Source organism: Leclercia adecarboxylata (assembly GCF_006874705.1).
In the GTDB taxonomy this organism is placed as follows: Bacteria; Pseudomonadota; Gammaproteobacteria; order Enterobacterales; family Enterobacteriaceae; genus Enterobacter; species Enterobacter adecarboxylatus_C.
In genome coordinates this window covers 56,101-74,138 of the sequence record NZ_CP035382.1, presented here as the reverse complement: position 1 = coordinate 74,138, position 18,038 = coordinate 56,101, and the positions used below count along the sequence as shown (strand labels likewise).

19 protein-coding genes are annotated in these 18,038 nt (G+C 55.3%); 12 read left to right on the top strand and 7 right to left on the bottom strand.

Annotated features, from left to right (window positions below):
* Positions 1–21: 21 nt before the first annotated feature.
* Complete coding sequence (locus ES815_RS01410) at positions 22–1,143, bottom strand: branched-chain amino acid ABC transporter substrate-binding protein (protein ID WP_142486274.1); 1,122 nt, start codon at positions 1,141–1,143, stop codon at positions 22–24.
* A gap of 427 nt (positions 1,144–1,570) precedes the next feature.
* Here ES815_RS01410 and ES815_RS01405 point away from each other — a divergent pair, with 427 nt between their 5' ends.
* A complete protein-coding gene (locus tag ES815_RS01405) occupies positions 1,571–2,239 on the top strand; it encodes a YecA family protein (protein ID WP_142486273.1) in 669 nt (222 codons plus the stop codon).
* 99 nt (positions 2,240–2,338) lie between these two features.
* Here ES815_RS01405 and tyrP read toward each other — a convergent pair whose 3' ends face one another.
* Positions 2,339–3,550 carry a tyrosine transporter TyrP gene (tyrP, locus tag ES815_RS01400; protein WP_142486272.1) on the bottom strand — a complete coding sequence of 404 codons (1,212 nt, stop codon included), beginning with the start codon at positions 3,548–3,550 and terminating at the stop codon, positions 2,339–2,341.
* A gap of 249 nt (positions 3,551–3,799) precedes the next feature.
* Here tyrP and ES815_RS01395 point away from each other — a divergent pair, with 249 nt between their 5' ends.
* A complete protein-coding gene (locus tag ES815_RS01395) occupies positions 3,800–4,141 on the top strand; it encodes a hypothetical protein (RefSeq protein ID WP_142486271.1) in 342 nt (113 codons plus the stop codon).
* 67 nt (positions 4,142–4,208) lie between these two features.
* On the top strand, positions 4,209–4,448 hold the full coding sequence (locus tag ES815_RS01390; protein WP_142486270.1) for a YecH family metal-binding protein: 240 nt from the start codon (positions 4,209–4,211) through the stop codon (positions 4,446–4,448).
* A gap of 34 nt (positions 4,449–4,482) precedes the next feature.
* Here ES815_RS01390 and ftnA read toward each other — a convergent pair whose 3' ends face one another.
* Together ftnA and yecR are read right to left on the bottom strand one after the other, a co-directional pair.
* Positions 4,483–4,980: a non-heme ferritin gene (gene ftnA, locus ES815_RS01385; RefSeq protein WP_142486269.1), complete on the bottom strand. Its 498-nt coding sequence runs from the start codon at positions 4,978–4,980 to the stop codon at positions 4,483–4,485.
* 209 nt (positions 4,981–5,189) lie between these two features.
* Positions 5,190–5,528: a YecR family lipoprotein gene (gene yecR / locus ES815_RS01380; RefSeq protein ID WP_142486268.1), complete on the bottom strand. Its 339-nt coding sequence runs from the start codon at positions 5,526–5,528 to the stop codon at positions 5,190–5,192.
* Between the two features lie 294 nt (positions 5,529–5,822).
* Here yecR and ES815_RS01375 point away from each other — a divergent pair, with 294 nt between their 5' ends.
* The gene (locus ES815_RS01375) at positions 5,823–6,461 is read left to right on the top strand and encodes an RpiB/LacA/LacB family sugar-phosphate isomerase (protein ID WP_032612023.1); all 639 of its coding nucleotides are present in this window, start codon (positions 5,823–5,825) and stop codon (positions 6,459–6,461) included.
* 41 nt (positions 6,462–6,502) lie between these two features.
* Here ES815_RS01375 and ES815_RS01370 read toward each other — a convergent pair whose 3' ends face one another.
* On the bottom strand, positions 6,503–7,924 hold the full coding sequence (locus ES815_RS01370; protein ID WP_142486267.1) for an MFS transporter: 1,422 nt from the start codon (positions 7,922–7,924) through the stop codon (positions 6,503–6,505).
* Between the two features lie 212 nt (positions 7,925–8,136).
* Between ES815_RS01370 and azuC the strand changes: the two genes are divergently transcribed.
* Together azuC and ES815_RS01360 are read left to right on the top strand one after the other, a co-directional pair.
* Complete coding sequence (gene azuC / locus ES815_RS01365) at positions 8,137–8,220, top strand: stress response protein AzuC (protein ID WP_098946254.1); 84 nt, start codon at positions 8,137–8,139, stop codon at positions 8,218–8,220.
* Positions 8,221–8,315: 95 nt separating this feature from the next.
* Positions 8,316–8,567, top strand: a complete 252-nt coding sequence (locus ES815_RS01360) for a DUF2766 family protein (protein ID WP_039030868.1) — start codon at positions 8,316–8,318, stop codon at positions 8,565–8,567.
* An 80-nt stretch (positions 8,568–8,647) separates the two neighbouring features.
* Here ES815_RS01360 and ES815_RS01355 read toward each other — a convergent pair whose 3' ends face one another.
* Both ES815_RS01355 and ES815_RS01350 read right to left on the bottom strand, forming a co-directional pair.
* Positions 8,648–9,991, bottom strand: a complete 1,344-nt coding sequence (locus tag ES815_RS01355; protein ID WP_142486266.1) for an anaerobic C4-dicarboxylate transporter — start codon at positions 9,989–9,991, stop codon at positions 8,648–8,650.
* Between the two features lie 170 nt (positions 9,992–10,161).
* Positions 10,162–10,665 carry a non-heme ferritin-like protein gene (locus ES815_RS01350; RefSeq protein ID WP_142486265.1) on the bottom strand — a complete coding sequence of 168 codons (504 nt, stop codon included), beginning with the start codon at positions 10,663–10,665 and terminating at the stop codon, positions 10,162–10,164.
* Between the two features lie 546 nt (positions 10,666–11,211).
* Here ES815_RS01350 and ES815_RS01345 point away from each other — a divergent pair.
* The 6 genes from ES815_RS01345 (at position 11,212) to otsA (ending at position 18,033) form a co-directional block, all read left to right on the top strand.
* The gene (locus tag ES815_RS01345; RefSeq protein ID WP_142486264.1) at positions 11,212–11,769 is read left to right on the top strand and encodes a DJ-1/PfpI family protein; all 558 of its coding nucleotides are present in this window, start codon (positions 11,212–11,214) and stop codon (positions 11,767–11,769) included.
* Between the two features lie 314 nt (positions 11,770–12,083).
* Entirely contained in the window at positions 12,084–13,073 is a 990-nt protein-coding gene (gene araF / locus ES815_RS01340) for an arabinose ABC transporter substrate-binding protein AraF (protein WP_142486263.1), read from the top strand.
* 69 nt (positions 13,074–13,142) lie between these two features.
* The gene (gene araG / locus ES815_RS01335; protein ID WP_142486262.1) at positions 13,143–14,657 is read left to right on the top strand and encodes an L-arabinose ABC transporter ATP-binding protein AraG; all 1,515 of its coding nucleotides are present in this window, start codon (positions 13,143–13,145) and stop codon (positions 14,655–14,657) included.
* Positions 14,658–14,671: 14 nt separating this feature from the next.
* Positions 14,672–15,652 carry an arabinose ABC transporter permease AraH gene (gene araH, locus ES815_RS01330; protein ID WP_142486261.1) on the top strand — a complete coding sequence of 327 codons (981 nt, stop codon included), beginning with the start codon at positions 14,672–14,674 and terminating at the stop codon, positions 15,650–15,652.
* A gap of 175 nt (positions 15,653–15,827) precedes the next feature.
* Positions 15,828–16,634: a trehalose-phosphatase gene (otsB, locus tag ES815_RS01325; protein WP_142486260.1), complete on the top strand. Its 807-nt coding sequence runs from the start codon at positions 15,828–15,830 to the stop codon at positions 16,632–16,634.
* Positions 16,609–18,033, top strand: a complete 1,425-nt coding sequence (gene otsA, locus ES815_RS01320; protein ID WP_142486259.1) for an alpha,alpha-trehalose-phosphate synthase — start codon at positions 16,609–16,611, stop codon at positions 18,031–18,033. Before otsB ends, otsA begins: the two co-directional genes overlap by 26 nt.
* Positions 18,034–18,038: the final 5 nt, after the last annotated feature.

Sequence of the window (18,038 nt, the reverse complement as noted above, 5' to 3'; positions counted from 1 at the left end):
GTTGAGCGTGATTCCGTCCCGTTACTGCACTTCCTTATATTTTCCCTTGTCGTCCCACTCGTACACCACGTAGTCGGAGACTTTCAGGTCGCCTTTGCTGTCCCATGATTTTTTGCCCATCACGGTATCCACCGAATTAGCCTTCAGCCATTCGCTGGCTTTGGCCGGATCGGCACCGCCCGCAGCTTTAAAGGCCGCAGCAATGGCCTGGATAGAGGCGTAGGAGTAGAGGGTATAGCCTTCCGGCTCGAATTTACTGGCGCGGAATTTGTCGATCACCGCTTTGCCTTCCGGGATCAGGCGCGGGTCTTTGCCGAAGGTCATATAGATGCCGTTGGTGTATTGCGCGCCCCCGGCGGCGGTAACCATCTCTTCGTTGACGATACAGTCGCCGGAGAAGAATTTGGCCTGCACGCCCTGCTCACGCATCTGGCGCACCAGCGGGCCCGCTTCCGGATGGCAGCCGCCGAAGAAGACCACGTCCGGCTTCTGGGCACCGATTTTGGTCACCAGCGCGTTAAAGTCTTTTTCGCCCCGCGACAGGCCTTCGTACATCACATCCTTAACGTCGCGTTTCGCCAGCGCCGCTTTGGTGGCATCCGCCAGCCCCTGGCCGTAGGTGTCTTTATCGTGAATGATCACCACCCGTTTGGCTTTCAGCTTATCGATAATGAAATCAGCGGCGACCTGACCCTGCTGGTCGTCACGACCGCACATGCGGAACATGTCGCTCATGCCGCGCTCGGTGATGAGCGGGTTGGTGGAGCCGGGGGTGATCGCCAGTACGCCGGCGTCGTTATAGACCTCGGAGGCCGGCATGGTGGAGGAGGAGCAGAAGTGGCCGACCACGGCTTTGACCTTATCCTGGTCAACCAGACGGTTAGCGACCGAGACGGCCTGTTTCGGTTCACAGGCGTCATCTCCCTGCACCAGTTTGATCTTCTCGCCATTAATGCCGCCCGCGGCGTTAATGTCTTCCGCGGCCTGGGTCGCGCCGTGCCAGTACTGGTCCCCGTAGGTGGCGTTCGGCCCGGTGAAGGGACCCGCCACGCCAATGACGATATCAGCCTGGGCGGAAAACGCCGTCACCAGACACCCTGCCAGCACGATAGAGAGAGGACTTCTGATCAATTTCAGCGACATTATTATGTACCTTTTCTGAGTGGTTTTTGGCACAACCCTGTGTAGTCGAACGCCGGAGGCGTACCCAATCCAAAACGTGTTCAAAACGTAATGCACTAAACGGACGACATACCGCAGAAACAGGCGAGATTGCCTGAGGGTTTTACCCTCAGCACAACAGTAAGCAAAATGGTTGCCAGAACGGCAGCAGATTGCCTGTGTTTCGACAATTTTCAGTATAGAGCGCCGTTTTAAGCCACCCGGCACCACGCAATGAAATTACAGCGGGGATCACATCTCATTAACAACAAAGCACATAAGTTGTGCAATGGTCACGATTCAGACGCATTTGCACCAGTAAAGCGCCCGGGATAAGCAGGGGAAGGGGACAGTTCAACACGCTTTCTGTGTTACCCTGCACGCAATTCAATTCTGCAGGAGATTTACCATGAGCGAAGGCCCGTTAAACGAAACCGAAATGGAGTGGCTGGAAGAGACCTTAATGACCTACGGTCATGACGGCGAGTCCATTTTGGACGTCTCAGAGCTCGACGGGATGATGACCGCGGTGCTGTCCGGCCCGGTGGTGGTTGAGCCGGACCGCTGGCTGGTGGCGGTATGGGGCGGCGAGAAAAACATTCCGCGCTGGAAGAACGATCGTGAGATGAACCGCTTTATCGATCTCTGCTTCAAGCACATGAACGATATCGCCGAGCGCCTGAGCGACTACCCGGAACAGTTTGAACCGATGTTCGGCATGAACGACGTCGAGGGCGAAACTTATACCGTGGTAGAGGAGTGGTGCTTCGGCTATATGCGCGGCGTGGCGTTGACCGACTGGTCATCCCTGCCGGAATCCCTGCGTGCCGATCTGGATTTGATTGCCCTGCACGGCTCCGAAGAGAACTTTGAGCGTCTGGATAGCTTCAGCGAAGAGGAGTTCCAGCAGAGCATCGAGAACATTCGTCCGGCGGCGCTGCGTCTGTATAACTACTGGATTGCCAACCCGCAGGAGCCGGTCACCCAGCAGCCGGTGATCAACGGCACCAAAGTCGGCCGCAACGATCCCTGCCCGTGCGGCAGCGGTAAAAAATTCAAGAACTGCTGTCTGCATTAACTTAGCGCGCATTTCTGCCGGGTGGCGCTTCGCTTACCCGGCCTACAAAACCCTCTTGTAGGCCCGCGCAAGCGAAGCGCCGCCGGGCATTAGTGCACGTTACCCCACCTCTGGCAGCAACCCCGCCGCAATGCCGAACTGCACAAGGATTATCGCAATCCCGCAGGCGAAGACCAGACACAGCGCCGGTTTACCGCCGGGTACCCGGTAGTCGCCGGTGGCATGCAGCTTACGGCTCTGCCAGACCAGCAGCGACGGCAGCAGCAGCGCCAGCACCGCCAGCGCCACCCCGGCATACCCCAGCGCCATCACAAACCCGCGTGGATAGAACAGGGCGAAGGCCAGCGGCGGCAGGAAGGTGATCGCCCCGGTCTGCATCCGCCCGCTCAGGGTGCGGCTGCGCTGGAACAGATCGGCAAGGTAATCGAACAGGCCCAGCGCCACGCCGAGGAACGAGGTTGCCAGGGCGAGGTCGGCAAACAGGTGCACCGCCAGCTCCACGTGCGGCAACGCAACCACTTCACGCAGGGCCTGCAACAGCCCGTTCAGGCCGGTATGGCTCGCCAGCATCCCCATAAAGTTCGAAGAGTTGATACTGCCGAGGGTGACCAGCTGCCAGAAGATATAGGCCACCAGCGGGATGGCGCTGCCGGTAATAAAAATCCAGCGCAGCTTGCGCACGTTGCCATTCATATAGCTGACGATGCTCGGCACGCTGCCGTGAAAACCGAACGAGGTAAAAATCACCGGGATGGCCGACAACGCCAGCCCTTTCTCCAGCGGCAGGGTCAGTAAGTTGACCTTATGAATATGCGGTGCCAGCAGGGCCAGCATCACGACCAGGAAGAGGATTTTTGCCGAGAACAGGAAGCGGTTGAAGAGATCCACCAGCGAGGTGCCCACGCAGACCACGCCGCCGCCAATCAGGGTAAAGAAGATCACCCCGGTGGCAGGGGTGATATCGGCGTTGAACCAGTCGTTAACGCTGGAGGCGATGAGCTCCCCCGCGCCGCTGATATAGGCCGCGGTCAGGGCATACATCAGGAACATCATGCTGAAGCCGGTGATCCACTGGCCGAAGCGGCCCAGATAGCGCCCAGCCAGCGACCCCAGCCCGGTATCGGCGGGAACGTGCTGATACACTTCGAGCAGCAGCAGGGCGGTGTAACACATCAGCGCCCAAAGTACGCCCAGCAATACCAGCGTGACGCCAAACCCGACGCCCGCGGCCGCCAGCGGCATCGCCAGCATTCCAGCCCCAATCGTCGTTCCGGCGACGATAAAAATACTTCCCAGCGTTCTGTTCTTCACGTTTTCCTCTACGGCCTTGCTGTATCACGACAAAATCTGCGGCGCAGAGTAAGGGAAAAGCACAGGTTCGTCAAACCGACGTTACAACGACTGTAAAACAATGTTTACGAAAATAACCCGGAGCGACGGCCTGGTCGTATGCCCATGAAAGTGGGGGTATTCGCCTACTTCATAAGGACAATGTTTTCGCCCGATAATCAGGCGTAACGTAAACGTTTCTTATAAATAATCAAAAAAAGTGAGACGGCGATGACCGGCAGTAACCCCTTCAGTGCAAAATGGAGTCGCTCAGGCAATTTATTGTGTCATGGGCACTGGATCATCACCTGGCAGGGGCAGGCGTTAACTCTGCCGGAGGCGCGGCAGGAAAAGGACATGAGTACCTGGGCGATTTATTCGATTATCGATCCTGAGGATGAAACTTTCGCCCAGGGCTTACAGGAAGATGAGTGGATCATTGAGAACGTCGAGTGGCTGACCGACCTCTTTTTCGACCACGCCATCCCGCTGGAAACCGATAGCTATCGTCAGTTTTATCAGGCGGTGAATAAACAGGACTGGCGCTGTACCAGCTGTGCCGGCTGTATGTAAACCTGCGCCAGCGCAAGGCGGGCAGGGGAGGAACGTGTCAGGCTGCGCCTTTCATTCTGGAGGGTTTATGGCATCCATACATGGGCACGATGTGCTGACGATGATGATTGATTCCGGTGAGCAGTACACCGAAGCGAGCCTGGTGGCGGCAATTACCGCACGCTTTGGTGAGGCGGCACGTTTTCATACCTGTTCGGCGGCGGAAATGACCGCGACGGAGCTGGTGGCGTTTCTGGTGGCACGCGGGAAATTTATTCCGCTGGATACCGGTTTTTCAACGCACGAAAGTAAAATTTGTCGTCATTAAAAATAACGCGGCGCCGGAAGGCGCCGCAGTAATATTAATTTTGAGCGTCGAGCGTCGACAGCTCTTTATCAATAAAGTACAACCCTTCACCCGATTTACCCGCCAGCGACAGTTTATCGAGCACGGATTTAAATAGCTTCTCTTCTTCATGCTGTTCTGACACATACCACTGCAGGAAATTAAAGGTGCCATAATCCTGGCTGGTCATGGCCGCATGAACCAGTTCGTTAATTTTCTGGGTGATCAGCTGCTCGTGCTCATAAGTGGCGCGGAACAGTTCGTCCAGCGATGCGTACTCTGCAAAGGGTGATGCCACCGGGTTGATGCGCGGCAGGCTGCCGGTATCGGTAAGATAATCAAAGAGACGCTGCATATGGCTCATCTCTTCCTGCGCGTGACGGCGCATAAATGCCGCCGCGCCTTCAAAACTGTGATAGCTACACCAGGCGCTCATCTGCTGATAGAGCAGGGATGAGTACAGCTCCAGATTCATTTGCTCATTAAGCTTGTCGATCATTTCAGTTTTAAGCATGGTGTAGCTCCGTTTTATTATTAACTGGTCAACGTGAGCGTCACTATAATTTGTTATTTATTTATTTGCAAAAAGTAAAATAAATATTTAAGCGATCATAATACGAATGGGAATAAAACGCATTGCGGGTAATTTAAATATATTAATGAGAATTATTCTGTTTCGTGTTTAAAATATTATTGCCAGCGGGAGCGCTGGCAATGGCATTATTACCAGGCGGACGTCGTGACGACGAGCGGCGGAGCATAACCATAACACTTATACTGGATGGTCATGGTCTCATTGAGGCACAGCGAGCCGCTGATGAGGCTACAGGTTTTGACCGGCTGACCGTAGGCCATGGCCGTGTTGTATCCCATCGCCTGGCATTCACGGGTCGCGGTGCCGCTGGTGACGTAGTCGTCATAGCGGGCGTTCTGCAACATGGCCTGATCGTAATTGAGCATGACGACACCTGACGTGACGTCGACGCTGCTGACTTCTGCTTGCCGGGTAACGCCACAGCCTGCCAGTAACAGGAGCAGGCCGCCAGTGCATAATCTCTTCATAGAACACTCTGAATGCGTTGAAATAATCTATACTAGCGGCTGATGTGCGCCGCAATGCCAGGATTAAACGCCTGTTCTGCCTCTTCTCTTTGCCACGAGCCCCGGCTCCTTCAATCTTATGCCATCCTTTTATCCATCGGTGGCAAAAACGCCTCTGAGTACAAAATTGTGAGCGCATCTTTGTTTTTTGAAACTATTTTTCACTTAATTTGAAAGTGTGTTTGCTTAGTAGTAAGGTTGAACGGGTAAGCTATTCACAGCGGGATGCCCCGCATCGCATTCAGGAGACGAAGAATGAAAATTGCACTGATGATGGAAAACAGCCAGGCGCCAAAAAACGCCATCATCCTCAAGGAATTGAACGCCGTTGCTGAAGAGAAAGGTTTCCCGGTCTACAACGTTGGGATGAGCGACGAAAACGATCACCACCTGACCTATATTCACCTGGGGATCATGGCGAGCATTCTGCTGAACTCGAAAGCGGTTGATTTCGTGGTAACCGGTTGCGGTACCGGCCAGGGCGCGCTGATGTCCCTGAACATCCATCCGGGCGTGGTGTGCGGCTACTGCATCGATCCGGCGGATGCTTTCCTGTTCGCCCAGATCAACAACGGTAACGCGCTCTCCCTGCCGTTTGCCAAAGGCTTCGGCTGGGGCGCAGAGCTGAACGTCCGCTTCATCTTTGAAAAAGCCTTCACCGGCCGTAATGGCGAAGGTTATCCGCCAGAGCGTAAAGAGCCGCAGGTTCGCAACGCCGGCATTCTGAACCAGGTTAAGGCCGCGGTGGTTAAAGAGAACTATCTCGACACCCTGCGCGCTATCGATCCAGAGCTGGTTAAAACGGCAGTGACCGGTCAGCGTTTCCAGCAGTGCTTCTTTGAGAACTGCCAGGATAAAGAGATCGAAGCTTTTGTCCGCGGCATTATCGGCTAAGTTGCCAACACCAGGAAAAAGCCAGCTTGCGCTGGCTTTTTTTATGCCTGCTTGCTGGATACCGCACTGCCGGCATCTTTCACCAGCCGCAGGGTATCAAACATCCCCAGCAGACAGACCAGCGCAATCGCCACAAATGCCAGCCGGAAACCGATCCCCGGTAGCGCTTCAATCCCCAGCATCTCGCTGCACAGTTCGCCAATACGGATCCCGATAGCGCCGAGGGTGATCCCCAGCCCCACCGCCAGCTGGGTGGCGGTCGAAAACAGAGTGTTGGCATAGCTCATCTGCGGGGAAGGGACGTCGGCAAAGGCGAGGGTGCTGATGGCGGTAAACTGAATGGAACGAAATACGCCGCCCAGATAGAGCACCAGCATGATGACCCACACCGGAGTTTGCGGCGTCAGGAACGCGCAGGCCAGCAGGGCCAGCACGTTCAGCGCCCCGTTGATCAGCAGCAGCTTTTTAAACCCCAGCCCGCGAATCAGCGGGGTGGTCGCCGGTTTGATGGTCAGGTTGCCGACAAACACCGCCAGCACCAGCAGACCGGAGTGGAACGCATCCATGCCGAATCCCACCTGAAACAGCAGCGGCAGCAAAAAGGGTACGGCGCTGATGGAGGCGCGGAACAGCGACCCGCCGTACATCGTCACGCGAAAGGTGGGCACCTGCAGGGCATCCAGGCGGATCATTGGCCATTCAGCGCGCCGGAAATGCCGCAGCGCATAGATCATCGTGACCACCCCGATAGCCAGCAGCGCCAGGGTGATCCCCGTATTGACCTGCTGCGCCCCCATCATCTCCATGGCGCAGACCAGGCTGACCATCGCCACCGAGGTGGCGATAAAGCCCGGGGTGTCGAACGGGCGACGGCTCTCTTCATAGATATCCGGGATAATGCGCAGCGCCAGCACGATGGCAATCAGCCCCAGCGGCACGTTAATAAAGAAAATCCAGCGCCAGTTGACATAGCTGGTAATAAAGCCGCCCAGCGGCGGGCCGATAATCGGCGCTACCAGCGCGGGCCAGGTGAGGGTGGCGATGGCGGCGATCAGAAGATGTTTTGGCGTGGTGCGCAGCACCGCCAGCCGCCCAACCGGCACCATCAGCGCGCCGCCCATCCCCTGCAGGACGCGCATGGCGACGAACTGATCGACGCTGGTGGCAAGGCCGCACAGCACCGAGGCGAGGGTAAAAATGGCCAGCGCAAGGGTGAAGACTTTACGCGCCCCAAAACGGTCGGCGATCCAGCCGCTCGCGGGAATTAATACCGCCAGGGTGATGAGATACGCACTGATGCCGATGTTGAGATCCACCGCCTGCACGCCAAAGCTTCTCGCCATATCGGGCAGCGCGGTAGCGATCACCGTGCCGTCGAGAAACTCCATAAAGAACGCGCCCGCGACTAACAGCGCAGCGGGAGAGATCCCGCTGGACGCTTTACCGGAGATGTTTTCGGTCATTTTTCCTCTGCCACTTCAAAAATTTTTTAAAAATTTACAGGAACAAATACGCTGCTAATCACCTGATTTGGCATTGTTTTTAACAGGAACGCTGTTTTATTTTAAATAAACTGCCGTGATGAATATCACAAAATCATTGATTTTTGTGATGCAGGTCATATTATAGGCGCATCAACAATAACACCTGCATAACATTTAGCCGGAGCATAATGATGAAATTGCGCAAAATCCTGAAAAGCATGTTCGAATCCTACTGCAAGACCTTCAAGGACGTACCGCCAGGCGCGATGTTCTGATAAAAAAACCTGCTTCGGCAGGTTTTTTTGTGCCTGCAGGCCGCATCAGGGCAGGCGTTTTGCTACTATGGCGGCCTTTCAAACAGGAGAAGCCTATGTCTCAAAACCTGAGTGCCGATCAGGAACTGATCTCTGACGTTGTTGCATGCCAGCTGGTTATCAAACAAATTCTTGATGTGATTGAAATCATCGCCCCGGCTGAGGTGCGCGAGAAGATGTCCAGCCAGCTCAAAAATATCGATTTCGCCAGCAATCCTGCCTCGGCCGACCCCGTCACGCTGCGCGCGGTTCAGAAAGCCATTGCGCTGATTGAACTGAAGTTCACGCCGCAGGGCGAGTCTCACTAAAATAAACCGACGTTTTGAATTTAGAAATGGTTTTGTGAGAATAAAGTGAACGGGCGACCCGCAGTCGCCCGGTATGATGATTACAGGAAGGTCTGCACCAGCAGATAACTCACCGCACAGGCACAGCTCACCCCGATGAGCCCTGGCAGAATAAAGCTGTGGTTGATAATAAACTTGCCGATACGCGTGGTGCCCGAGCGGTCAAAGCCAATGCAGGCGAGGTCGCTGGGGTAGGTCGGCAGAACGAAATAGCCGTATGACGCGGGGAAGAAAGCAATCAGCATCTTCGGGTCAATCCCCAGCATTAACCCCATCGGCGCAACTGCCGTCAACGCTGCCGCCTGGCTATTGACCAGCTTCGAAACCAGAAACAGCACAATGGCGTAGGTCCAGGGGTGGCTTTTCACCACGCCTTCAAGGGCCATCTTCAGCTCATCCAGATGCGCCTGGAAAAAGGTATCGCTCATCCATGCCACGCCAAAGACCGAGAAAATAGCCACCATCCCGGCCTTAAACACCGCCCCGTTTGAGATCGCCGCTGCATTCACTTTGCAGAGCATCAGCATTACCGCCCCGGCAATCAGCATCATCATCTGGATCACCAGGTTCATCGACAGCGCCGTCAGCTTGCCTTTCACCTCAAAGGCCGGACGCAGCTCGGGCAGGGCGCCCAGCAGCACCACGACGGCAATCCCGGCGAAGAAGATCCAGGTGGACCAGTACGCCTGCTTCGGGAAACGCTGATTCATCAAGGTATCGGTGCTGCCATAGATGAACTTACGCTGCTCAGGATCCTGCAACCGGGCCTGAAATTCCGCATCGTCGGCCAGATCCTTGCCACGGCGTAGACTCCAGAGCGCGGCAATCGCCACCCCTGCCAGCGAGGCCGGGACCGAAATCGCGAGGATCTCAAGAATGCCAAATGCCTGACCCACGCCGTGCTGCGCGGCAAGAATAGACACCAGCGACACGACGGCAACCGACACCGGAGAGGCGGTAATCGCCATCTGCGAAGCAATGGACGCCACCGCCATCGGACGCTCGGGACGGATCCCTTTTTTCAGCGCGATATCGGCAATAATCGGGAACATGGTATAGACCACATGGCCTGTGCCGCACAGAAAGGTCAGCATCCAGGTCGTGAAAGGGGCGAGCAGGGTAATGTGTTGCGGATGCCGCCGCAGCAGCCGTTCGGCAAACTGCATCATTACATTCAGCCCCCCGGCGGTCTGAAGCGTGGCCGCACAGCCAATGACCGCAAGGATCGTTAGCATGACATCCACCGGGGGCTTACCGGGCTGGAGCCCAAAGACAAAGCTGAGAATAAAAAGGCCAATGCCGCTTATCAGCCCCAGCCCCATTCCTCCAAACCGGGTGCCGATTAACAGGCACAGAATAATGACAATAAATTCAACGCTAATCATACGTATCCCTCGTCTGTGAAAATAAAATTTTCGCAAATCATTACACGGAGAAGGGTTATTCGGTGGGAGCCAGATCGGATTTGTTAAAGATTAATAAAAGCAAGGGGTTGGTTGCGTTTTTGTAACAAAATTACCCGGCACAGGCCGGGTAATGAACGTGAAGCGCAGAATCAGTGGTGCTGGCAGTTGACGACGTTAAGCAGGTGGCGATCGGTCTGTTCCATACCCATGCCGGTGCGACGTGCCTGGCGAACTTCATCAAGGACAGTTTTCAGTAACAACCCATCCTGCTGCTGTTCCTTTTCAATATCATGCAGGAAGTTGAGCGTGGAGATATCCTGCATTTTCCGCGCTTCATCCGTTAATTGAGTCAGGGTCAGACAGCGTTGCTCATACTCTTCCAGCGTGCGCTGGAAAACGGCTTCCAGACCATTACAGTCTTCGTCCGTCATATCCACGGGCTTCAGAACCGGCATGGCGCCTGAGGCTTTCAGAAAATCAAAAACGCGCATCATCTGCGTGACGTTGCTCTGCGCCTGGGTGCGCAGGAAGGTCGCGGAACCGGTAAGCTGATGTTCTGAACACCACTCGCTGAGGTGCAAAGAGAGATTTGACGCGTGAAACTCCAGGTTCATCTGCGTATTGAGCTTGGTAATCATATCCGAGACAGCCATATCCATTCCCTTTTCTTCGTTTATGTAACCTAAAAAATAATCATCATTAACGATAGTTCACTACAGAATAAAAGCATTCTGTTTTCCCTGTATGTGATCCCATATTCATTTCAGGCATCGGGTAAAAATCATCATAACAGCGGTTGGTTTATAAGAAAATCCTTATAAATATATTCTTACTAAACCTTACTTCCCATCGGCAATTTAAAACAGTGAAAGGTTTAGTGAGGAATGACGGGAATATGGTGATTCATAAGTTAATGATATTTAAGGTTATGTATAAATATAAGGCAGGTTGACCGATAACGCCGTTTAATGTTTTATTCGGTAGCACTGGAATATGCGCTTAGCAAGTAAATTAATAATTATTCCCGTAAGACGGGATAGAGATAATTCTTGCTATTAATCTTTTTTTACACCTGACGGAAATTGAGCAGGATCATTTTTGCAATAAATAGCGTGTTATGTGATCCAGCAGGAAGTTTGCCGCCCCGCACTCTATGAAAATGAAACGTTGTTTTATGTTTTTATCTAACGGAGTTCACTATGGCAAACGTTGCGGTGCTGCTGGCACCCGGATTTGAAGAGGCGGAAGCGATCATCACCATTGATATCCTGCGCCGTCTCAACATTGAGGTAGAAACCCTGGCCTGCGCCGAATCGCGCGCGGTGGTGAGCTACCATAATATCCCGATGGTCGCGGACAGCACCCTGAGTGAGAAAATCGACTGTTACTACGACGCCGTTGTTTTACCGGGCGGGCCGCAGGGCAGTGTTAACCTCGCTGCCAGCGCCGGGGTGCTGCGTTTTATTGCCGCCCATGACGAAGCGGGCAGGATTATCGCGCCCATCTGTTCCGCGGCCGCGCGCGTGCTGGGCGGGAACGGTTTATTAAAAGGCCGTCGCTATGTCTGTTCAGGCGATCTCTGGCAGGCCGTGCAGGACGGCGTGTATGTTGATGCCCCGGTGGTGGAAGACGGCAACCTCATCAGCGGCAAAGGTCTGGGCCATGCCTTCGACTTCGCGCTGACCCTCTCTGCCCGCCTGTTAGGCGACGAAGCGCCGGTGCGCGACCACGCCGATCACATCTACTATCCCTGGTAAGATCTCCGGGCGCGCGTGCGCCCGTCTAACAAGGATATCTTAGCTGATCTTATGGACTAATCTGCTTTACCCCTTTCTATTTGTCTGACAAATACCTCCGTATTTATGTCATTTTTCGCTGAATGTATGTACGCAATTACTGTAATTCTGCGGTGTGATGGCGCTCTCTTATGGATGATTAATTTCCCGCTAAAACTATCTCAAGCAAATGCGCTTTAAACACGGTTGGCGCTAATGCCTTGTTTTAAGTCCGATTAAACAGAATTGAGATGTTGTTTCCCCTACATATTAGAACGCTAAAGCTGGAGTTAACCATGAACAAATTTACTAAAGCGCTGGCGGCCATCGGTCTGGCTGCCGTTATGTCACAATCCGCTATGGCGGAGAACTTAAAGCTCGGTTTCCTGGTGAAGCAGCCGGAAGAGCCATGGTTCCAGACGGAGTGGAAATTCGCTGACAAAGCCGGGAAAGATTTGGGCTTTGAATTGATTAAAATTGCCGTGCCGGACGGTGAAAAAACGCTGAACGCCATCGACAGCCTGGCGGCCAGCGGCGCGAAAGGGTTTGTCATTTGTACTCCGGATCCGAAACTGGGCTCCGCCATCGTGGCGAAAGCGCGCGGCTATGACATGAAGGTCATTGCGGTGGACGATCAGTTCGTCAACGCCAAAGGCAATCCAATGGATACCGTGCCGCTGGTGATGATGGCGGCGACCAAAATCGGCGAGCGTCAGGGCCAGGAGCTGTATAAAGAGATGCAAAAACGCGGCTGGGATGTGAAAGACACCGCCGTGATGGCCATTACCGCCGACGAGCTTGATACCGCGCGCCGTCGCACCACCGGCTCAATGGATGCCCTGAAAGCCGCCGGCTTCCCGGAAAAACAGATCTACAAAGTACCCACCAAATCTAACGATATCCCGGGCGCCTTCGATGCGGCCAACTCCATGCTGGTCCAGCACTCTGAAGTGAAACACTGGCTGGTGGTCGGGATGAACGACAACACCGTGCTCGGCGGCGTGCGCGCCACCGAAGGCCAGGGCTTCAAAGCGGCAGACGTGATCGGCATCGGCATCAACGGCGTGGATGCGGTGAGCGAACTCTCCAAAGCACAGGCTACCGGCTTCTACGGCTCCCTGCTGCCAAGCCCGGACGTACACGGCTACAAATCCAGCGAAATGCTCTACAACTGGGTGACCAAAGGGGCAGAGCCGGCGAAATTTACTGAAGTAACCGACGTGGTGCTGATCACCCGTGACAACTTCAAAGCCGAGCTGGAGAAAAAAGGACTGGGCGGTAAGTAATTTACTGTGATTGCGCCCCCCGCAAGCCATGGGGGGCCAGACGTTCACTACTCGATCCTCGGAGACGTTATGCAACAGTCTGAACCGTATCTCTCTTTTCGCGGCATCGGCAAAACCTTCCCCGGTGTCAACGCGCTGACCGACATCAGCTTTGACTGCTACCCGGGTCAGGTTCATGCCCTGATGGGGGAGAACGGCGCCGGAAAATCCACGCTGCTGAAGATCCTCAGCGGCAACTACGCCCCCACAACGGGCACCCTGGCGATACAGGGCAAAGAGGTGGCGTTTGCGGACACCACCGCCGCGCTGAATGCCGGCGTCGCCATCATCTACCAGGAACTGCATCTGGTGCCGGAGATGACGGTCGCGGAAAACATCTACCTTGGGCAGCTTCCCCATAAAGGCGGGTTCGTTAACCGTTCGCTGCTCAACTATGAAGCCGGTCTGCAGCTGAAGCATCTCGGGCTGGATATTGACCCGCAGACCCCGCTCAAATATCTCTCCATCGGCCAGTGGCAGATGGTGGAGATCGCCAAAGCGCTGGCGCGCAACGCCAAAGTCATTGCCTTTGATGAACCGACCAGCTCCCTGTCGGCGCGTGAAATCGACAACCTGTTCCGGGTGATCCGCGAGCTGCGTAAAGAGGGTCGTATCATTCTGTACGTGTCGCACCGTATGGAAGAGATCTTCGCTCTCAGCGATGCCATCACCGTGTTTAAAGATGGCCGTTATGTTCGCACCTTCACCGATATGCAGCAGGTAAACCACGACCAGCTGGTGCAGGCGATGGTGGGGCGCGAGCTGGGGGATATCTATCACTGGGAGCCGCGCCAGTACGGCGGTGAGCTGCTGCGTCTGGAAGAGGTAAAAGCCCCGGGCGTACGCTTGCCGGTCAGCCTTACCGTGCGCAGCGGAGAAATCGTCGGCCTGTTCGGGCTGGTGGGGGCAGGGCGCAGCGAGCTGATGAAAGGGCTCTTTGGCGGGACCCGTATCACCGGCGGTCAGGTCTTTATCGACGGACAACCGGTCGATATCCAGAAACCGGCGCACGCCATTCGCGCAGGGATGATGCTCTGCCCGGAAGACCGTAAAGCCGAGGGGATTATCCCGGTGCACTCGGTGCGGGACAACATCAACATCTCGGCGCGCCGCAAGACCATCCGCGCCGGGTGCCTGATTAACGATACGTGGGAGGTCAGCAATGCCGATCACCACATTCGCGCGCTGAACATTAAAACCCCGGGCGCGGAACAGCTGATCATGAACCTCTCGGGCGGTAACCAGCAGAAGGCGATCCTTGGCCGCTGGCTGTCGGAAGAGATGAAGGTGATCCTGCTGGATGAACCGACCCGCGGTATCGACGTGGGGGCGAAGCACGAAATTTATAACGTGATATACGCCCTGGCAAAACGCGGCGTGGCGGTGCTCTTCGCCTCCAGCGATCTGCCGGAAGTGCTGGGTGTGGCCGACCGTATCCTGGTGATGCGTGAAGGGGCCATTGCCGGTGAATTGCTACATGAACAGGCGAACGAACAGCAGGCCTTAAGCCTCGCCATGCCTAAAGTCAGCCAGGCTGTCGCCTGAGTAAGGAGAATAAGATGTCCTCTGTCACTACATCCGGAGCGCCGAAATCGGCCTTCAGCTTTGGGCGGATCTGGGATCAATACGGCATGCTGGTGGTCTTCGCCGTACTGTTCCTCGGCTGCGCCATCTTTGTGCCTAACTTTGCCACCTTCATTAATATGAAGGGGCTGGGGCTGGCGATCTCCATGTCCGGTATGGTCGCCTGCGGGATGCTGTTCTGTCTGGCGTCTGGCGATTTCGATCTGTCGGTCGCCTCGGTTATCGCCTGCGCCGGGGTCACCACCGCGGTGGTCATCAACATGACCGAGAGCCTGTGGATTGGCGTCGCGGCCGGGCTGCTGCTCGGGGTACTCAGCGGGCTGGTGAACGGCTTTGTTATTGCGCGTCTGAAAATCAACGCCCTGATCACCACCCTTGCCACCATGCAGATCGTACGCGGGCTGGCCTATATCATCTCTGACGGTAAAGCGGTGGGGATTGAAGACGAGCGCTTCTTTACCCTCGGCTACGCCAACTGGCTCGGTCTGCCTGCGCCTATCTGGCTGACGGTGGGCTGCCTGATTATCTTTGGTTTCCTGCTGAACAGAACCACCTTTGGCCGTAATACCCTGGCGATTGGCGGTAATGAAGAGGCGGCACGTCTGGCTGGTGTCCCGGTGGTACGCACCAAGATCATCATCTTCGTACTCTCCGGTCTGGTGTCGGCGGCGGCGGGGATTATCTTGGCCTCGCGCATGACCAGCGGCCAGCCGATGACCTCCATCGGTTATGAGCTGATTGTTATCTCTGCCTGCGTTTTAGGTGGCGTATCGCTGAAAGGCGGCATCGGAAAAATCTCATATGTGGTGGCGGGGATCCTGATTCTTGGGACGGTAGAGAACGCCATGAACCTGTTGAACATCTCCCCGTTCTCGCAGTACGTGGTACGTGGCCTGATCCTGCTTGCAGCGGTGATCTTCGACCGTTACAAACAAAAAGCCAAGCGCACCCTTTAACCCGTTTTCCTGCCTTCCACGACCTAACTTTTAAGTGTAGTCGCGACCTTAACCCCCTTTCCAGCCGCAGCGGGAAGGGGGTTGTCAAATGGCGAGCGCCGTCACACTGTCTATACTTACATGGCTACTGAGATGTTAACAGTTTTTCATCTCGCCAACTGTAAGGAGGATCAGGGTGGCCGATACGTTAACTTCACCGCCGTTACTAACTGAAAACTATGCGTACTTTTTTGACCTCGACGGGACCCTGGCAACCATCAAGCCGCACCCCGATGAGGTGGCAGTTCCCGTAGAAGTGTTAGAGGCGCTGAATCAGCTCGCGCAGCTGAACCAGGGGGCACTGGCATTGATATCAGGGCGTTCAATCGCCGAGCTGGATCAGCTCGCCGGACCTTACCGTTTTCCGCTTGCCGGTGTACACGGGGCGGAGCGCCGCGACATCCATGGTCATCTGCAAACCGTTACCCTTCCTCCGGATCTGGTCCAGACGCTGCATGCGCAGCTGACGACGGCGCTTTTATATCTGCCTGGCACCGAGCTGGAGGCTAAAGGGATGGCGTTTGCGCTCCACTATCGCCAGGCGCCCCAGTATGAGAAGGAAGTGTTTAACCTGGCGGAACAGGTGGTCCATGACAACCCGCAGCTGTCACTTCAGCCGGGTAAATGCGTGGTCGAAATCAAACCGAGGGGCATCCACAAAGGCGAAGCCATTTCTGCCTTTATGCATGAAGCGCCTTTCCTCGGCAGAACGCCGGTGTTCTTTGGCGATGACCTGACCGACGAGCATGGCTTTGAGGTAGTCAACCAGCTTAAAGGGGTATCAGTGAAAGTCGGCGCGGGTGAGACCAAAGCCAGCTGGCGGCTGGCAACGGTACCCGATGTCTGGCAATGGGTAATAAAAGCCGCTAATCATCAACAAGAAAAAGAAATAGCGCAAATTAACAGGAGAAAACCTTATGGGTCGCTTGATCGTAGTTTCTAATCGCATCGCTCCCCCGGACGACAAAAAAGCCAGCGCAGGTGGCCTGGCGGTAGGGGTGCTGGGGGCGTTAAAAAGTACGGGGGGGCTCTGGTTTGGCTGGAGTGGAGAGATTGGTAATGAGGAAAAACCGCTAAAAAAGGTGACACGCGGGAACATCACCTGGGCCTCGTTTAATCTCAGTGAACAGAATTACGATGAGTATTACAGCCAGTTCTCCAACGCCGTACTGTGGCCGGCCTTTCACTATCGCCTGGACCTGGTGAAGTTTAAGCGCGAGGCCTGGGAAGGATACTCGCGGGTGAATAGCCTGCTGGCCGATAAGTTACAGCCGTTAGTCCAGCAGGACGACACTGTGTGGGTGCATGATTACCATCTGCTGCCGTTTGCCAGCGAGCTGCGTAAGCGCGGCGTCAACAACCGCATCGGCTTCTTCCTGCATATTCCTTTCCCGACGCCGGAGATCTTCAACGCGCTACCGCCCAGCGACGAACTGCTGGAAGATCTTTGTGATTACGATCTGCTGGGCTTCCAGACCGAAAACGACCGCCTGGCCTTCCTCGACAGCGTGGCCAGCAAAACGCGGCTGACGGCCCATGACGATGATTCGCACTCTGCCTGGGGCAAGCGCTTCCGCACCGAGGTCTATCCTATCGGCATTGAGCCGGACGAGATTGTTGAGCAAGCCTCCGGGCCGCTGCCGCCTAAGCTTGCGCAGCTTAAAGAAGAGCTCAAGAACGTTAAAAACATCTTTTCCGTTGAGCGTCTGGATTATTCAAAAGGGCTGCCGGAACGTTTCCAGGCCTATGAGACCCTGCTGGAGAAATATCCCGAGCACCACGGTAAGATCCGCTATACCCAAATCGCGCCGACCTCGCGTGGCGAGGTCCAGGCCTATCAGGACATTCGACACCAGCTTGAAAACGAAGCCGGGCGCATCAATGGCCGCTACGGCCAGCTGGGCTGGACTCCGCTGTTCTACCTCAACCAGCATTTTGAACGCAAAATCCTGATGAAAGTGTTCCGCTATGCTGATGTGGGGCTGGTGACGCCGCTGCGTGACGGTATGAACCTGGTGGCGAAGGAGTACGTTGCCGCGCAGGATCCGACCGACCCCGGGGTTCTGGTGCTGTCGCAGTTTGCCGGTGCCGCCAATGAGCTCACCTCAGCGCTGATCGTCAATCCTTACGATCGGGATGATGTGGCCAACGCCCTGCACCGGGCGCTGAATATGCCGCTCACGGAGCGTATCTCACGCCATGCGGAAATGATGAAAGTCATTCGCGAGAATGATATTGACCGCTGGCAGGCGCGTTTTATTGACGACCTGAATCAGATCACGCCCCGCAGCGTGGAGAGCAACCTGCAAAAAAAGGTCGCAACCTTCCCTAAACTTGCCTGAATAAT

What these genes read in the sequence shown, in the direction of transcription:
- ES815_RS01410 (WP_142486274.1), bottom strand. Translation starts at nt 1,143, where the DNA reads ATGTCGCTGAAATTGATCAGAAGTCCTCTCTCTATCGTGCTGGCAGGG.
- ES815_RS01405 (WP_142486273.1), top strand. Translation starts at nt 1,571, where the DNA reads ATGAGCGAAGGCCCGTTAAACGAAACCGAAATGGAGTGGCTGGAAGAG.
- ES815_RS01395 (WP_142486271.1), top strand. Translation starts at nt 3,800, where the DNA reads ATGACCGGCAGTAACCCCTTCAGTGCAAAATGGAGTCGCTCAGGCAAT.
- ES815_RS01390 (WP_142486270.1), top strand. Translation starts at nt 4,209, where the DNA reads ATGGCATCCATACATGGGCACGATGTGCTGACGATGATGATTGATTCC.
- ftnA (WP_142486269.1), bottom strand. Translation starts at nt 4,980, where the DNA reads ATGCTTAAAACTGAAATGATCGACAAGCTTAATGAGCAAATGAATCTG.
- yecR (WP_142486268.1), bottom strand. Translation starts at nt 5,528, where the DNA reads ATGAAGAGATTATGCACTGGCGGCCTGCTCCTGTTACTGGCAGGCTGT.
- ES815_RS01375 (WP_032612023.1), top strand. Translation starts at nt 5,823, where the DNA reads ATGAAAATTGCACTGATGATGGAAAACAGCCAGGCGCCAAAAAACGCC.
- ES815_RS01370 (WP_142486267.1), bottom strand. Translation starts at nt 7,924, where the DNA reads ATGACCGAAAACATCTCCGGTAAAGCGTCCAGCGGGATCTCTCCCGCT.
- azuC (WP_098946254.1), top strand. Translation starts at nt 8,137, where the DNA reads ATGAAATTGCGCAAAATCCTGAAAAGCATGTTCGAATCCTACTGCAAG.
- ES815_RS01360 (WP_039030868.1), top strand. Translation starts at nt 8,316, where the DNA reads ATGTCTCAAAACCTGAGTGCCGATCAGGAACTGATCTCTGACGTTGTT.
- ES815_RS01355 (WP_142486266.1), bottom strand. Translation starts at nt 9,991, where the DNA reads ATGATTAGCGTTGAATTTATTGTCATTATTCTGTGCCTGTTAATCGGC.
- ES815_RS01350 (WP_142486265.1), bottom strand. Translation starts at nt 10,665, where the DNA reads ATGGCTGTCTCGGATATGATTACCAAGCTCAATACGCAGATGAACCTG.
- ES815_RS01345 (WP_142486264.1), top strand. Translation starts at nt 11,212, where the DNA reads ATGGCAAACGTTGCGGTGCTGCTGGCACCCGGATTTGAAGAGGCGGAA.
- araF (WP_142486263.1), top strand. Translation starts at nt 12,084, where the DNA reads ATGAACAAATTTACTAAAGCGCTGGCGGCCATCGGTCTGGCTGCCGTT.
- araG (WP_142486262.1), top strand. Translation starts at nt 13,143, where the DNA reads ATGCAACAGTCTGAACCGTATCTCTCTTTTCGCGGCATCGGCAAAACC.
- araH (WP_142486261.1), top strand. Translation starts at nt 14,672, where the DNA reads ATGTCCTCTGTCACTACATCCGGAGCGCCGAAATCGGCCTTCAGCTTT.
- otsA (WP_142486259.1), top strand. Translation starts at nt 16,609, where the DNA reads ATGGGTCGCTTGATCGTAGTTTCTAATCGCATCGCTCCCCCGGACGAC.